Source organism: Cohnella soli (genome assembly GCF_042655525.1).
GTDB classification, from domain to species: Bacteria; Bacillota; Bacilli; order Paenibacillales; family Paenibacillaceae; genus Cohnella; species Cohnella soli.
This window is the reverse complement of sequence record NZ_JBHSMI010000025.1, coordinates 131,777-147,832: the sequence shown is the minus strand read 5'-3', so window position 1 is coordinate 147,832 and position 16,056 is coordinate 131,777. Positions and strand designations below refer to the sequence as shown.

Here is a 16,056-nt window from a genome sequence, read left to right as displayed (position 1 = left end):
CGGTAACGCGCAATCGGTTTATTTGCCTTGCTTCAACAATTGCCAACGAAAGACGTATTCGAACAGAAATTCGAACGCTTCGAGATGTTTTTTGGCTTCTGAGGCGTCTTTGCCCCATGCGCATACGCCGTGTTTGCGGATGAGCAGGCCAGGAACTCGCGGATTCAGGACGGGCTCGATCTCGGGAACGATTTGCGGAACATTGGCGTAATTCGGCACGATCGGCACGTTGATGACCGCGTCTTCGTCCCAGATGTTAAACGCCTTAATCAGCTCGACGCCTTCGATCGGCACCGAACGCTGTTCCCAGAATAGCTCGGAGACAAGGTTGTTAAATACGGAATGAATATGGAAAATAGCTCCGGCGCCTGTCAGGCGGTAAATTTCCCGGTGGAGAGACGTTTCGGCGGACGGCCTCAGCGAGGTTGTCTCGCAGGCGTTGCCGTCCTGATCGACGAAGAGGAAATCTTCCGGCGTCGATTTTGTTTTGTCTTTGCCGCTTGCCGTGACAGCGAAGTAGAAGGCGCTCGGCTCGTAGGGGCCGATGCGCATGCTCAAGTTGCCGCTCGTTCCCGGAAACCAGTGACGGGAGGCGAAGTCCGCTTTGACGGCGGAAAATTCGCTGAGTACACGTTGCTTCTCTTCGAGGGTGATGTCGGCGAAACTCATGACTGACGGCCTCCTTGGTCCAAGTAACTGACGATGTCGTGAAATGTTTCGAACGGAACATGAGGCAAACCAAGCTGCACGCAGCGGTCTGTCAAGTGCGAGCGGGAGAAGACGAGATCAACGATTTTCGCGCCCGGGAAGTCCGTTATACTGTCGCCGATCAAGATACGATAATAGTCGTCTCGCGCAAATCTCCGGATGACGGCCGTCTTGCACATGCCGCAGGCGCCGTGATCGCATTCGGCGTCGCAGTCGTGCGGCCACGTAATGCGGATCGTATCACCGGTGAAATCGCTGCCGTTACAGTAAACATGGTCTTGCGGAATACCGAATGGTTCGAGCAGCGGGTATACGAAAAAATCGATGCCGCCGCTCGTTACGTAGAACGGCACTTCGTGCGCTTTGCACCAATCGAGCAACTGTTGGAAGCCAGGACGGATGCCGGCTGTCGTCAATATATAGTCGCGAACTTCGTTCTGCATCGACGAAGGGATAAGAGCGAACATTTCGCCGACGCCTTCCTTGACGGATTTGCGCTCAGCGATAATGTCCTTGACGATCTCATCCCAGCCGGGAGGATTGAAATGCTTCATGACCGCCACGATGTTGTCGTTTAACGTGATGGTGCCGTCGAAGTCGCAGAACAGAACCGGTTTGCGCGGGAACAACGATGTCGGCGTACTCATGATGTGCGCACCCCCCAAAGTTCAATCGCCTGCCTTAATGGTTCGTGTGATTGTGCGTAATGTTCCAGCGACTGACCGGAGATGACGGCGTCGACCGCTTGACGAAATGCTTGTCCGCCGGCAGCTGGACCGCCGGGATGGCCGTGGACGCCTCCGCCGGCATTCACGACGACTTCAGGTCCGAAGTCGTTCATGATGAGCGGGACAAGTCCCGGGTGGATGCCTGCCGACGGAACCGGCATAGCTGCTTTCTGCGGCAACGGAGCATCGAGCAACGCTTCCTTAACGGCGAGATTTTCCGCTTTCGGCATGACGACCGAGCCGTAAGGGGACGGGAAGAGCGACAAGTCCGCGCCTGCGATTCGCATCAGCTTCCCGAGCAGCACTGGCGCGGAGATGCCATAATGCGGCGATGGGTAGAAAGCGCCGGCCATTGCCGGATGCGCCGCGATCGGCACGGAGATGTCCGGATCGGCGGCAAGTTCGGCCAAAGCGTCAAAACCATAGGCGAGCACGTTAAAGAGTAGGCCGTTAGCACCGGCTTGGATCGCTCGCTTGGCGTTATCTTTGAGCGAGAAAGTCGGGCCGGTCAAGTTAGTGAAATAGATCAGTTTTTGGCCAGTTGCCTGTTCTGCTTCCTTCATGGCGCCGACGCAAGCTTCGACCCGCTTGACGAGCGGGGACAATGGATTCTCGAACAAAATTTCGTCGTCCTTGATCAAGTCGACGCCCCCGAGCGCCTGTTGCAGAAATTGCTCCCGCAAGTTGGCGAGGTCTTGACCGATGACGGATTTGAAAATACTCATGACAAGCGGACGATCGTGCACACCGAGTAAGTCGCGCAACCCTTGCGCGCCGAATTTCGGACCGGGGAATGCGGAGAGGAAATCGGCGGACGGTTCGATATCGATCAGCTTGATTCGACCGTCCATCGAGAGTTTGCCGAATGCGGTCACGAGGAATGCCGGGATATCGCGGCTGAAGTTGACGTCAGGGTATGCGATCGTAATGTCCGCGTACCGTTCGCCGGGTATATCGCTTTCGTGCGCAGAGACGGAGACGACTTGGCCGAGGTGCTGTTGCATTTGCGCTTTGGCCGCTTCCGGCAAATCGGTCCAACTGCCGACGGTCAAGCCGACGGCGATGCCGGTCGCTTTTTTATGAAAATCAGCTTTATCGTCGTACAGTCGGTAAGTCGCTTTGCTGTAACTGTTGTTGTTCATCGGATTTGAAACCTTCTTTCTATGGTTAGGCGAGAGTTGAACGCTGATGCGTGTGGCGCCCTTATAGTGCTTCTGCGCGAATCGCGTCGCCCATCTCGCGGGCACGTTCGGCGCAGCGATGAATCGCTTTGTTGATCGCCTCCTGGAAAGCGAAGCGGTCGAGCGTCTCGAGGGCGGCTTGCGTTGTGCCGTTCGGAGACGTCACTTTGCGGCGAAGCTCCCCGGGATTCTCGCCGGTGGAAATGACCATCTCGGCCGCCCCTTTCACCGTCTGTGCCGTGAGCTGCGTCGCGACTTCGGGCGTCAGGCCGAGTTCAACACCCGCCTGAATCATCGCTTCCATCACGTAATAAATATAAGCGGGACCGCTGCCGGATACGCCATTTACAGCTTCAATCATCGGTTCTTCAACGACGGAGGTCAGTCCGACGGCTTCGAACATGGCGATGGCGAAAGCACGCTGATTTTCGTTGACCGCTTCCGAGAAGCTGATGCCGGTCGCGCCGAGGCCAATTGTACTCGATGTGTTGGGCATCGTGCGGACGACCGGCTGTGCGTTGCCTAGCAATTGATGAATCGTATCGATTGACAAACCCGCAATGACCGAGACAAGGAGCTGGTCCGGGTGAAGAAGCGGTTTTAGCGACCGGATCGCTACCGCTGCATCTTTCGGTTTCATGCTCAGAAGGATGATGTCCGCGGAACGAAGAGCATTGCTTTTGTCAGTGTCGGTCGAAGCGGGCATGATTTTATATTTTTGTTGAAGTTCTTGCAGTCGTTCCGCATTTTGGCGGTTCATCACGACGATGTTGGAAGGAGGAAGAAGCTCGGCTGCGGTAATGCCGCGAAGCAGCGCTTCCGCCATCGAACCGGCTCCGAAAAAAGTCAGCTTCGGATGTTGTAATTTATCGTTCATCGATTCGTTGCTCCTATCCTCTAATTTGACCGTTACCGACGACTTTGAACTTCGTCGAGGTGAGTGCAGGCAAACCCATCGGTCCGCGAGCATGCAGCTTCTGCGTGCTGATGCCGATTTCCGCGCCGAAACCGAACTCGAACCCATCTGTAAAGCGGGTGGAGGCATTATGGTAGACGGCAGCCGCGTCGACTTCCTGCAGGAAGCGTTCGGCAATCGCATCGTTGGCGGTGACGATACATTCCGAATGTTTCGTGCCAAAGCGGGCGATGTGGGCGAGCGCATCGTCTACATCTTTTACCACTTTCACGTTCAAAATGTAGTCATTGTATTCCGTCGCGAAATCTTGCTCCGTCGCCAGCGTCGCCCACGGCACAAAGGCAATCGTCGTTTCGCAGCCTCTCAGTTCGACGTTCGCATTGCGGAAAGCTTCCGCCAGTTCGGCAAGATAACGTCCAGCGAACCGGTCGTGCACGAGTAATGTCTCCATCGAATTGCACACCGACGGACGTTGAACTTTAGCATTCAGGGCGATCGCTTCTGCCATCCCGTAGTCAGCCGACTCATCAATGAACGTATGGCAGACGCCAGCCCCTGTCTCGATGACGGGAACAGTCGCATTCTGAACGACGTTCTGAATAAGGGACGCGCCGCCGCGCGGAATGATGACGTCGAGCAAGCCGTTTAGCTTCAGCATTTCGTCGACGGAAGCGCGGCTTGAATCTTCGATCAGTTGCACGGCATCGGAAGGAACTGCCGAACGTGAAAGCGCGTCGCGAATGACGGCGATGATTTGTTTATTGGAAGACAGTGCGGCGGAACCGCCGCGCAGAACGACCGCGTTGCCGGATTTCAGGCACAATGTGGCAGCATCTACGGTAACGTTCGGACGCGCCTCATAGACGATGCCGATAACGCCAAGCGGTACTCGGCGCTTCTCGATGCGAAGACCATTCGGGCGTTCGAACGAATCGAGCAGGTCACCGACTGGATCTGGCAACTCGACGATTTGCCGCACAGCATCGGAGATGTCTTTCAAGCGGGCGGGCGTCAGCTTGAGACGGTCGAGCAGGGCAGGCGACGTGCCGTTGTCGCGACCGCGAGCGAGATCTTCCTCGTTTGCGGCGATAATTGGTGCTTGTTCTGCAACGAGGGCGTCGGCAATGAGAACGAGCGCTTCGTTTTTCTGCGATGTCGTTAACCGATTCATAACAGTTGCCGCGCGCTGGGCGGCGGTTGACTTGGAGATGACTTCACTCATGGGAGGATGCCTCCTTGGCTAATGATGTCGCGACCCATTCGTCGCGGTGAATGACTTCCGGTTTCTGAACGTCGAGCCGTTTTAACGTTTCTTCGCTGGAAAGGCCGGCGACAGCCGTCACTTGCCATGCGGAGAAGCGGGTGACGCCGCGTCCAAGTACGTGGCCGCCGGTATTGACCACTTCGACGACATCCCCCGGGTGGAAGTCGCCATCCGCCTGCCGAACGCCGGCTGGAAGTAAGCTCCGCCCGCGGCTCAGCAGTGCTTCTTCCGCGCCTTTGTCGACGATAAGCCGACCTTGCGGCACCGAAAGGAAACCGACCCAATGTTTCTTCGCTGATAATGCGGATGGGGAGGAGGAAAAGTAAGTGCCTTTTCCTGTTCCCGCGACAGCTGCTGACAGATCACCCGGCTCGGCGACGCGCCCCACGAACAGTGGGACGCCGCCACGCATCGCGATTCGGGCGGCTTCGATTTTGGATCTCATGCCGCCGGTGCCAACGGCCGACCCAGCGCCGCCCGCCATTTGGTACAATTCGTCGGATAATATTTCGACACGTTCGATACGGACGGCGTCCGGCATCTTGCGCGGATCACCGGTGTAGACACCATCCATGTCCGTCAAAATGTATAGACCGTCCGCCTTCACGAGCGTTGCGACGAGCGCGGACAAACCGTCATTCTCGCCAAACTTGATTTCGTCTACGGCAACGGTATCATTCTCGTTAATGATTGGAACGGCACGCTGTTTCAGCAATTCCTCGATCGTGCGCGTCGCGTTCTGAGACCGCCCGCGATTGCTGAAATCCGGCCTGGTCAGCAAAATTTGCGCGGCGATAATGCCGCTCGCATTAAAAGCTTCCTGGTATGCTTGCATAAGCAACGCCTGACCGACGGCCGCAGCCGCTTGCTTCTCATGGACAAGCTTCGGCCTTGCAGCATAGCCGAGCTGGCGGAAACCGGCCGCGATCGCCCCGGATGTGACGAGCAGCACCTGATGGCCGGCCGCATGCAGAGCCGCGATCTCATCAGCGAAAAAGCGGACTTGCGTTCGATTTAAGCCGCCTTCTTCGGCCGTTAGAGAGCTGCTGCCGATTTTAATGACGATACGTTTCCCCATAACGCTCCATCCTTTCTGAATCCATAAAAAAAACTCCCGTCCTCTTGTAAAGGACGAAAGTCTGATCTTCCGCGGTGCCACCTTCATTGACGGTGCAGCATCAAATAATGCCGGCATCCGTCCGCTCATGGTCCTGATAACAGCAGGAACTGTCCGGCTCTTCGCCGTCCGCTCGGGGATGGGGGAGGCAGGGGACAAGACGAATTCTCGCAGCCAAGGAATTCGTTCTCTGTGTTCGTCCGGGTCCGCATCGTTTCCCGTCATAGCATTGCCATATGTGTGGTTCTTGTTCCATAAAGAATACCACGCAGCACAAGGGTTGTAAAGAAATTAACGCCCTTGTCAGCGCGAGTTACTTAAACAAATTGAGCCGTCCGATTCTGGCCGCAACTTCGCGGAGCCGTTCCTCGGTCGTGAGCAAACCAAGACGAACGTATCCTTCGCCATTTGCTCCGAATCCTGTCCCAGGGGCGACGACGACATCCGCTTCTTCCAGTAAAAGATTCGCGAACGACATCGAGGTGAATCCTTCGGGTACCGGAAGCCAGCAGAAGAACGAACCGGCAGGTTTATCGGCTTTCCAGCCAATTTCCTCGAGGGCGGCGTAAAGCGCGTTTCTGCGGCTTTCGTACGTGGCGACGAGGTCGCGCACCGATTGCTGGGAGCCGGAAAGCGCCTCTGCGGCCGCTTCTTGAATGCCCCCGAACAAGCTGCAATACATATGGTCTTGAATGAGGTTGATCAGCTCAATGATTTGTGCGTTGCCGATCGCGAATCCGACGCGCCAACCGGCCATGTTGTACGTCTTTGACAGCGTGTAAAATTCGACCCCAACTTCCTTTGCTCCAGGCGTCTCCAGGAAACTGACAGGGCGTTGCCCGTCAAAACCAATCGCGCCGTAGGCAAAATCGCTAGCGACAACGATGTTGTGTTGACGCGCGAAAGCAACCGTTTCTTCATAGAATGCCGGCGTCGCGACGGCCGACGTCGGGTTGTTCGGATAGTTGAGGAACATTAGCTTCGCTTTGTCCACCACTTCCGGAGATAAAGAACCGTAGTTGGGCAGGAATGCGTTGTCCGCCTTAAGCGGCATAAACGCCATTTCCGCTCCTGCGAGCGCGACACCGGACCAGTAGTCAGGATAGCCAGGGTCCGGTACGAGGCACAAGTCGCCCGGATTCAGCAAAATTTGGCTGATCTCGATCAAGCCGGCTTTGCCGCCGAACAGAACGGCCACTTCAGTCGCTGGATCGAGGTCGACGTCGTAATCTTCCTTGTATCGCTTGGCGACAGCTTCTTTCAAGAAGGTAAACCCTCTAAACGGCGGGTATTTGTGGTATTGCGGTTTGTCAGCCGCGGTCTTCAGGCTTTCGACGATGTTAACTGGCGTTGGCAAATCGGGATTGCCTTGGCCGAGGTTGATGACGTCGCGGCCGGTTGCTGCGCGCGCGTTCGCCTTGGCGACGAGCGCCGCGAAAAATTGTTCGGGCAAATCTTGCAACCGCTGGGCGGGAGTAATAGGGATGGACATGCGAATCGGTCACGCTCCGTATAGCTTGATTTAGGATAGGATGAATGTAGCATAATGAGCTTGTTACGGCAACGGCTTCAGACGTTAAATATAGTATTCGGGGAAAATGACTCGGATATATCAACTGGCTGTTGCCGACGACGGGACGATGCAGTACGATGGAGAGCAAAGAGCATCGACTTCTTAGGAGTGATTCGACATGACAACACCGCTGCGTCTCGCATTGGTGCAAATGAATATTATTGCCGGAGATCCGGAGGCCAATTTCGCCGCCGTACAGTCGCGTTTGGAGGAAGCGGCAGCCCTTCAGCCGAAGCCTGATATCATCGTTCTGCCGGAAATGTGGAATACCGGCTACGCGATGAACCAGATTCGAGATCTTGCCGACGAGAACGGCGAGCGGACGAAAGCCGTCATATCCGCTTTTGCTCGCAAGCATGGCATATACGTATTGGCCGGATCAGTTGCGCAGGCTCGTGGCGACGGCGTGACAAACACGATTCATGTGTTCGGCCGCGATGGCGAGACGGCTGGCGAATACAGCAAAATCCATCTGTTCCAGCTCATGAACGAGCATTTGCATCTGGAAGCGGGGCAAGTCGCCGGGCGGTTCGAACTTGACGGTGTGCCGGCAGGCATGATGATTTGCTACGATATCCGTTTTCCGGAGCTGGCCCGTAGGCTTGCGCTCGGAGGCTCACGCATCGTATTTGTGCCCGCGGAATGGCCACACCCGCGCCTTCACCACTGGCGAACGTTGCTTCAGGCCCGCGCCATCGAAAATCAAATGTACGTCGTATCGTGCAACACGGTCGGTGAAAGCGGAGGCACGACATTCTTCGGCCATTCGATGGTCATTGATCCATGGGGCGAAGTGATCGCGGAAGCTCCGGAAGAAGAGATGATTCTCGTAGCGGATATTGACCTTGGGCTGGTGGACGAAGTAAGGAGTCGCATTCCCGTCTTCGCGGACCGTCGTCCGGAATTATATTCTTAAACATTGCTGCCAATGCAGCCCGACTTCGGGGGCATTGGCTTTATTTATTTGGCGAGACGCTGCAGCGTCTGGCGGAAAGTCTCAATGAAAGCTTCCGCCGCATTGGACAAGTAGCGGCCTTTGCGGTAGGCGATGACAAGCGTACGGGTCGGTCGGCCCTCGAGCGTCAAGTAAGTCGGGGCGGGGCCTTGCCAGTCGCTTCGGGTCATCATTTTCGGCAGGAAGGCGATGCCCATGCCAGCGGCGACAAGCGATTGCACCGTCTCGATATTGCCGCTTTCGAAGACGACGCGCGGATCGAAACCGGCGGCTTGGCAAATATCATGGGCGATTGCTCGGAAGCCTTGTCCTTTTTTCAATAAAATGAACGGTTCATCGCGCAGACCGGCTACCGGAATATCGCCGCTGCCCCGTTTGTTCGAAAGAGGATGTTCAGACGGCACAGCGAGAACGACTTCTTCCTCCATTAACGGAATGTGCGCCAGCGTCGGTTCGATCAGCGGCAGCGTAAGAAGACTGACGTCCGTGCCGCCGCTTGCCGTCAACTGTTCGAGTTGCCGCGTCGTTTCCTCGACGAGCACGATCTCGATGTCCGGGTAAGCGTGACGGAAGGCGGGAAGCACATGCGGCAATATGTGGGCTCCGGTCATCGGCAAACTGCCGACGACGAGCCGTCCTTTGCGCATGTCGGCGATGTCCTCCATCTCGCGACGCAACTGGTCGGCCATGTCGACGATCTGCTGCGCTTTCTCTACGAACACCGAGCCGGCGTACGTCAATTCGACGGAGTTCGTACTGCGCTTGAACAAAAGCACGCCGAGCTCTTTCTCGAGCTTGGATAACTGCTGGCTGAGCGACGGCTGGGCGATATGGAGTTTCTCCGCGGCGCGGGAAAAGTTTCTTTCGGTGGCGATCTGGATCGCATATAACAACTGGCGAATTTCCATGTCGATGCACGTCCTTGTCATAGTCTAAAGCTATCAACCTTATAGATATTATATCTTGGAACAATGAAAGATGAAATGTTATGATAGGGTAAAGTTAGAGAAGACCTTACAGAGGTGAACTGAAACATGAGTAAATTGACAATGTTCGAGAAAATTTGGAACAACCACGAAATCGTATCCGAGCAAGGCAAACCTAGCATTTTGTACATCGACCTGCACCTCGTTCACGAGGTCACGTCCCCGCAAGCGTTCGAAGGTTTGCGTCTGTCCGGCCGCAAAGTTCGCCGTCCGGAGCTGACTTTCGCGACGATGGACCACAACGTTCCGACGAAAGACCGTTTTAACATCGCCGATCCGATCTCCAAGCAGCAAGTGGATACGTTGACGGACAACTGCAAAGAATTCGGCGTTAAATTGTACGACCTCAACACGATCGACCAAGGTGTCGTTCACGTCATGGGTCCGGAGCTTGGCCTTACTCATCCGGGTAAAACGATCGTTTGCGGCGATAGCCACACGTCCACGCACGGTGCATTCGGCGCTCTTGCGTTCGGGATCGGCACAAGCGAAGTCGAGCATGTGCTCGCAACGCAATGTTTGCAGCAAGCGAAAGCGAAGACGATGGTTATTCGCTTTAACGGCAAACGCAAGCCAGGCATTACGGCGAAGGATATGATCCTCGGCTTGATCGCCAAGTACGGCACCGATTTCGGCACCGGCTACGTTATGGAATATACGGGCGAAGCGATCCGTGACTTGTCGATGGAAGAGCGCATGACCGTCTGCAACATGTCGATCGAAGCGGGCGCGCGCGCCGGTCTCATTGCACCGGACGAAACGACGTTCGAATACCTTCGCGGACGCGAATACGCGCCGCAGGGCGAAGCGTTCGACAAAGCGGTTGAGCAATGGAAGGCGCTGTGCACGGATGAAGGCGCGACTTATGATACGGAAGTCGACTTTGACGTGGATAGCCTCATTCCGCAAGTCACGTGGGGCACGAGCCCAGGCATGGGCACTGGCATTACTTCCACCGTTCCGGTTCCGGAAGAACTGCCAACGGAGAACGAACGCAAAGCGGCGACAAGCGCGCTTGAGTATATGGCTCTGAAGCCGGGCACGCCGATGACCGATATCGAGATCGATTACGTCTTTATCGGCTCTTGCACGAACGGTCGGATCGAAGATTTGCGCGCAGCGGCGAAAGTCGCCCAAGGCCACCAAGTAAGCCCTAAAGTAACGGCGATCGTCGTGCCGGGCTCCGGCCGCGTCAAACTTCAAGCAGAGAAGGAAGGCTTGGACAAAATCTTCACCGCAGCGGGATTCGAATGGCGCGAAGCTGGATGCAGCATGTGCCTCGCGATGAATCCGGACGTTCTGAAACCTGGCCAACGCTGTGCCTCGACGTCCAACCGTAACTTCGAAGGTCGTCAAGGACGCGGCGGACGCACGCACCTGGTGTCGCCGGAGATGGCGGCGGCAGCGGCGGTACAAGGCCGTTTCGTCGACGTACGTTCGTGGGATTTCAAAGCCGAAGTAACGGCGTAACAGGGAGGATCAACCAATATGCAAGCATTCACGACGCTGAACGGATTAACCGTCCCGGTCGACCGGGTTAACGTAGATACCGATGCTATTATTCCTAAGCAATTTCTGAAAAGAATCGAAAGAAGCGGCTTCGGCCAGTTCCTGTTTTTCGAATGGAGATGGGATGAGCAAGGAAACGTCATTCCAGAGTTTAACTTGAACAAGCCGCGTTACCAAGGCGCTTCCATCTTGCTTTCCCGCGCCAACTTCGGCTGCGGCTCGTCCCGCGAGCACGCGCCTTGGGCGATAATGGACTACGGTTTCCGCTGTGTTATCGCGCCGTCGTTCGCCGATATTTTCTACAATAACTGCTTCAAGAACGGTATCCTGCCAATCAAGCTAAGCGAAGAGCAAGTCGACGACCTGTTCAAACGCACAGAAGCGCAAGAAGGCTACAAGCTGAATATCGATCTGGAAAATAAAGTGATCACTAGCGAAGACGGTCTGAACATTCCGTTTGATCTGGACGAGCACCGTCGGCAATTCCTGCTTCAAGGGCTTGACGATATCGGCCTGACGCTGAAACATGAAGCAGCGATCAGCGAATACGAAGCGAAGCGCGCGGCAGCGGCGATCGCCTAATTACTCCGAAAACGACTGTTTTTAACGACTCTTTGCCCCCGATTCGGCAATTTTCGGGGCAAAGGGTCTTTTTTTCCTCTGTTACGCAACTTTTCATGCTCTTTTACGTCTAATGATTCGTGGACAAGCCGACGTCAATCTACATAACCCGGCAACGTTTGCAAATCTAATAACATCGAGGTGAAGCATGAGAAAGTGGATTGTCTTGTTGTTCGTTGCCACAGGCATGCTGCTCCTGAGCGCGGGAATAGCGAGTGCCGCGAAAGCGGATACAAAAGTGGTTCCTCAGCTTGTTCTGGACGGCATTGCTTTGCAGCCGCCGATGCCACCGATTTTGATCGATAACAGGACGCTGATTCCGGCACGCGTTGCGATCGAAAGTCTCGGCTACAAAGTGGATTACAACAATGAGAAAAGACAAGTCACGGTATCGGGCGGCTCGCAGAAGTTGATCATGACGATCGACAACAAAACGGCCTATTTCAATGACAAACCGATCGTGATGGACGTTGCGCCGATGCTGATGAAGCAAAATACCAATACGTACACGTTTATCCCGCTTAATTTATTGAAGATAAGCTTCGGATTGGAAGTTACTTGGGATAACGATATCAAAGCGGCATTCATATATACGGATGGCGGCACGGGCGGGAAGCCGGGTAACGGAAATTCCGGCAATGGCAACACAGGCAACAACGGCAATGGCAACAACGGCAATGGTAACACAGGCAATAACGGGAATTCGGGCACCGATGATCCCGGCACCACTCCTGACCCTAAGCCTACTGACCCTGCAGAAGGGACGGAAGGCGGGGAAGTGGTCAAGCCGCCAGTTATTATCGGAAATCTGCATTCTATCGCGTACGAGCCTGACATCATCACAGTGAGCTACGACGGATTTGTAGCCCCTACGGTCTCTACACTCGACAACCCGAAACGACTTGTATTTGACCTTCCGAGCGTGCAATACGCGTCAGATTTTACGCCAACGGTCGATTTCATCGGCGGATTTCCGGGCAAGATCGACGTTCCGGATCACCTAGCGTTGACGAGCGTTCGCTTCTCCCTGTTCGGGGACAAGGTCAAGGCACCGCGTATCGTGCTGGACTTGAAGCAAACATGGGGTTACGAGATTGTAAACGATCCGTCTGCCGGTCTAATGCGCATTCTCTTAAAGCAGCCGACGCCTGACAAATCCAAGTTCACCGTCGTTCTCGACGCAGGTCATGGCGGCAGCGATCCGGGCGCTTCAAGTTTAAGCAAGCGGCCGGAGAAAGAATTTAATTTGTCCGTCATCTTGAAAGTGCAAGCGATTCTTGTTGCGGATCAGCGACTTAATATCGTCATGACCCGTTCTGGCGATACATACCCGTCGCTGGCAGATCGCTATAATCTGGCGAACTCGATCAAAGCGGACTTGTTCGTGTCCGTACACGGGAACAGCTACACGGCCGCGACGAACGGAACCGAAACGTATTACACCCGTGAAGAGAGTCGCGCTTTCGCTGATCTGATGCATTCCGTATTTGCACCGGCAACTGGCCTGAAAAACAACGGCGTGCGTCAGAAGAGCCTTGCTGTAACGCGGGAGACGAAGATGCCGGCCATTCTGCTCGAAGTCGGTTATCTGTCTAGCAAGATCGACGAGCCGCAAATGTGGAACGATGAGTTCCAGAATCGGGTTGCGGCGGCGATTGCTCAAGGCATCAAAATGCAATTGAAACTGATTTGATGATGAACTAGCGATCCGGCCCCTTTAGGGGCCGGTATGCTTGTATAAGGGAGAGGGGATCAGTCGCAATGAATAATAAACGCGCTTCGAAATGGGCGGCGGGAGCATTAGCCGCCACGATCGTCACTTCTGGACTCGGGTTAGCGGCGCCATACGCGAACGCGGCTTCGCCGTTTAAAGATGTCGTCGTCGGTCACTGGGCAGAGAAACATATTACGAAGTTGGCCATGCAAAATATTTTGAAAGGCGTGGCGCCGGGACAGTTCAACCCGAATAACTCCGTCAGCCGTCAAGAGGCGGTCATTATCGCGCTCAGGTTCATGGGCATCGAGGATGAGGTTAATAAGTCAGGCGCCATCATATTGCCGAGTGCGCTTATCGTGAAAGATGATTATAAAGCTTACATACAACTGGCTATGCAGAAAGGGATTTTGAACAGAGACGAGGAAATCGCGCTCGCGACGAAGGAGAAGGGCAAGGAATGGGGGAAAAGCGCGGCTACTCGCGAATGGTTCACACGTCTGCTCGTCCGTTCGATCGGCAAAGACGCAGATGCGAGAGCGGCTGCCAACCGGGCGACATCTTTCCCCGACGATTCCTCTATCGATCCGTTGATGAGAGGATATGTCAACGTCGGAGTCGGCTCCGAATTGATCAATGGCGTGCCTGCCGTTAATAGTTCGGGTGCGAAGATAACGAAATTCGATCCGACCGCCGCCCTCACTCGCGCAACAGCTTCCACGCTGTTCAGCCGCGCGGAAGCGAAACTTGCCGTCGCGTACTCCGGTCAAGTCACGGGCACGCTCATGTTCGCTTCTGCCGATAAGCTGACGCTGCTGTTCCAGGACGGCACTTCCAAAGATTACGCAATCAACTCTTCGACACCGATATATCGTTTCGACGATAATCCATCGTCATTCTCGGCACTGAAGCTTTACGGTGAGGTGACCGTAATCACTTCGGCGGATAATAGAGTCGGTTACGTCGAGCAGACGAGCGATACGGCCAAGGTGGAGACACACGAAGGCACGTTTAAACTGCTTTCGTCGAAGCAGAAACGGATCACACTGCTGGAAGGGACGGAAACCGTCGATTATTTCTACGATGATACGAACAAGCCAAAAGTGACGGATGCGAACGGACAAGCTATGGCGCTTGAAGCGATTCCGACTGACGTACCGGTCAAGTTGATCGTAGATGCGTTCAGAGCGCCTGCAGATCGGAAAATTTTGTCGATCACAGTGAAGCAATCGGTTTCGAACAAAAGCGGAAACGGCACTGTCGTCTCCTGGGATGCGACCGCTCGTACCCTTCAACTGAAAGATAGCGCGACTTCCGCGACCGACAGTTACACGCTCAGCACTAACGCAACGATCAAGAAGGATGGCATTAACGTTTCGCTAGAAGATTTGAAGACAGGCGATACCATTTCGTTCGAAGTGAAAAATGGTGCGATCTCAAGCATCGTTATCGTGAAGTCGCAGTTCGCGACGAAGTCGGGTGTGTTCTCGTCGCTCGACAAGACGACTAAGACGATCCAGTACACGATTGCGGGTAAGCTGAACGCGGAATATTTGGCCGACAACGTTGTCGCCAAAATCGAAGGTTATGCCGACGCAACGCTGGACGATCTGCTTAAAGACGATGCGATTACGCTGACGTTTAACGATGCGGGCAAAGTGTCCGTCATCGCCGTCACCGGACGTTCCGTTCAACCGCTTAACGGCGCTACGATCCTCGATTATTCGGTCAACGCCAAAACGTTGATCGTCAACGACGCACTCGGCAACAAATATAACTTGGACGTCACCGCGACGACGCGAATCGATCTGAACGGCACAAAGCTGACGATTGATCAGGCTTTGCCGTATTTGACGGCCAAAGGCAAGAAAATCAATATCGGCAAAAGCGGCACGAACGCGGTGTATGTCTCGATCGTCGCGAAATACGCTGGCACGGTGACGGAGAACAACACGGCGGCGAAGACGTTGAAGCTGACCCTCGACAACAACAGCTCGATTACGATTTCTTACAACTCGCCGATTGTTGATATTTACGGCGTGAACGGTAAGACGATGGCAGACGTCAAAGTTGGCGATATTGTCACCGTATTGCTGAACGGCACGCAGGACCAAGTATCGTCGGTGCTTGTGCAGAAAAATGTCCAGTTTGAATTTGTGTCTGTGGATACGACGACAAACAAACTTCGGGCCAAAAGAACGGATGGTACCGTTGAAGATTGGACGATCGGTACGGGCATCGTACTGCAGGACGAGAACGGCGCGGCAACGACGCTTGCCGGATTGAATTCTGCGAATTTGCTGAACGTGACGATGTCCGGAAGTACGCCTATTAAAGTGAAAGCCGTGACGGTCGCTTATGGTCGCGTCGCTTCGGTCAACACTGCTGGCGCAACGATCGATCTCGTTCTTCCATCCGGAACAACGGTTACGAAATCGGTCGGCGCAACGCCGCTAGTCTTGAAAAATAATGTCCCCCAAGGCTCGCTCGTGGCCATAGCGCCGGACGATCGGGTCGAAATCCGCAAAGACGAGAGCGATCGCGTAGTCATCGAGATCATCACTCCGTTGCGCAAATCGTTCTGGTATTACGAGAGCGCGTCCCGGACGCTGAACGTGCTTAAAAAAGATCTGTCGGATACGGACTATTCCTACACGCTCCATCCGCAAGTGTACATTCATCAAGGCACGACGGTGCTGACGATGGCAGATTTCAAAAATCCAGACGCAATCTCGCTGTACTTGCTTCGCGGTAAGGTCGTCGAAGTAGTAAAATAAGAAAGCT

Annotated in this window: 13 protein-coding genes; 5 read left to right on the top strand and 8 right to left on the bottom strand. The window is 54.7% G+C overall.

Going from position 1 to position 16,056, the window contains the following annotated elements:
• Window positions 1-18 precede the first annotated feature (18 nt).
• The 7 genes from mtnB to ACFPOF_RS13500 all read right to left on the bottom strand — a co-directional run bounded on the left by mtnB (window position 19) and on the right by ACFPOF_RS13500 (window position 7,406).
• The gene (gene mtnB, locus ACFPOF_RS13530) at window positions 19-669 is read right to left on the bottom strand and encodes a methylthioribulose 1-phosphate dehydratase (RefSeq protein ID WP_378133432.1); all 651 of its coding nucleotides are present in this window, start codon (window positions 667-669) and stop codon (window positions 19-21) included.
• Window positions 666-1,355, bottom strand: a complete 690-nt coding sequence (locus ACFPOF_RS13525) for a 2-hydroxy-3-keto-5-methylthiopentenyl-1-phosphate phosphatase (RefSeq protein ID WP_378133430.1) — start codon at window positions 1,353-1,355, stop codon at window positions 666-668. Before ACFPOF_RS13525 ends, mtnB begins: the two co-directional genes overlap by 4 nt.
• Window positions 1,352-2,578 (bottom strand): 2,3-diketo-5-methylthiopentyl-1-phosphate enolase, encoded by a 1,227-nt coding sequence (locus tag ACFPOF_RS13520; protein WP_378133428.1) that lies wholly within the window; start codon window positions 2,576-2,578, stop codon window positions 1,352-1,354. Before ACFPOF_RS13520 ends, ACFPOF_RS13525 begins: the two co-directional genes overlap by 4 nt.
• Window positions 2,579-2,639: 61 nt before the next feature.
• On the bottom strand, window positions 2,640-3,494 hold the full coding sequence (proC, locus tag ACFPOF_RS13515) for a pyrroline-5-carboxylate reductase (RefSeq protein ID WP_378133426.1): 855 nt from the start codon (window positions 3,492-3,494) through the stop codon (window positions 2,640-2,642).
• A 13-nt stretch (window positions 3,495-3,507) separates the two neighbouring features.
• Window positions 3,508-4,755, bottom strand: coding sequence for a glutamate-5-semialdehyde dehydrogenase (locus ACFPOF_RS13510; protein WP_378133424.1), 1,248 nt, complete (start codon window positions 4,753-4,755; stop codon window positions 3,508-3,510).
• Complete coding sequence (gene proB, locus ACFPOF_RS13505; protein WP_378133422.1) at window positions 4,748-5,875, bottom strand: glutamate 5-kinase; 1,128 nt, start codon at window positions 5,873-5,875, stop codon at window positions 4,748-4,750. Before proB ends, ACFPOF_RS13510 begins: the two co-directional genes overlap by 8 nt.
• Before the next feature lie 352 nt (window positions 5,876-6,227).
• Window positions 6,228-7,406: a pyridoxal phosphate-dependent aminotransferase gene (locus ACFPOF_RS13500; RefSeq protein WP_378133420.1), complete on the bottom strand. Its 1,179-nt coding sequence runs from the start codon at window positions 7,404-7,406 to the stop codon at window positions 6,228-6,230.
• A gap of 199 nt (window positions 7,407-7,605) precedes the next feature.
• Here ACFPOF_RS13500 and ACFPOF_RS13495 point away from each other — a divergent pair, with 199 nt between their 5' ends.
• Complete coding sequence (locus tag ACFPOF_RS13495) at window positions 7,606-8,403, top strand: carbon-nitrogen family hydrolase (protein WP_378133418.1); 798 nt, start codon at window positions 7,606-7,608, stop codon at window positions 8,401-8,403.
• A 44-nt stretch (window positions 8,404-8,447) separates the two neighbouring features.
• On the opposite strand, the gene ACFPOF_RS13490 is transcribed toward ACFPOF_RS13495, so the two are convergent.
• Window positions 8,448-9,350: a LysR family transcriptional regulator gene (locus ACFPOF_RS13490; protein WP_378133416.1), complete on the bottom strand. Its 903-nt coding sequence runs from the start codon at window positions 9,348-9,350 to the stop codon at window positions 8,448-8,450.
• A gap of 126 nt (window positions 9,351-9,476) precedes the next feature.
• On the opposite strand from ACFPOF_RS13490, the gene leuC reads away from it, so the two are divergent.
• The 4 genes from leuC to ACFPOF_RS13470 all read left to right on the top strand — a co-directional run bounded on the left by leuC (window position 9,477) and on the right by ACFPOF_RS13470 (window position 16,049).
• Entirely contained in the window at window positions 9,477-10,898 is a 1,422-nt protein-coding gene (gene leuC / locus ACFPOF_RS13485) for a 3-isopropylmalate dehydratase large subunit (protein ID WP_378133414.1), read from the top strand.
• 18 nt (window positions 10,899-10,916) lie between these two features.
• On the top strand, window positions 10,917-11,519 hold the full coding sequence (gene leuD, locus ACFPOF_RS13480; protein ID WP_378133412.1) for a 3-isopropylmalate dehydratase small subunit: 603 nt from the start codon (window positions 10,917-10,919) through the stop codon (window positions 11,517-11,519).
• A 187-nt stretch (window positions 11,520-11,706) separates the two neighbouring features.
• On the top strand, window positions 11,707-13,251 hold the full coding sequence (locus ACFPOF_RS13475) for an N-acetylmuramoyl-L-alanine amidase (RefSeq protein ID WP_378133410.1): 1,545 nt from the start codon (window positions 11,707-11,709) through the stop codon (window positions 13,249-13,251).
• Between the two features lie 68 nt (window positions 13,252-13,319).
• Window positions 13,320-16,049 (top strand): S-layer homology domain-containing protein, encoded by a 2,730-nt coding sequence (locus tag ACFPOF_RS13470; RefSeq protein WP_378133408.1) that lies wholly within the window; start codon window positions 13,320-13,322, stop codon window positions 16,047-16,049.
• The last annotated feature ends 7 nt before the right edge of the window (window positions 16,050-16,056 follow it).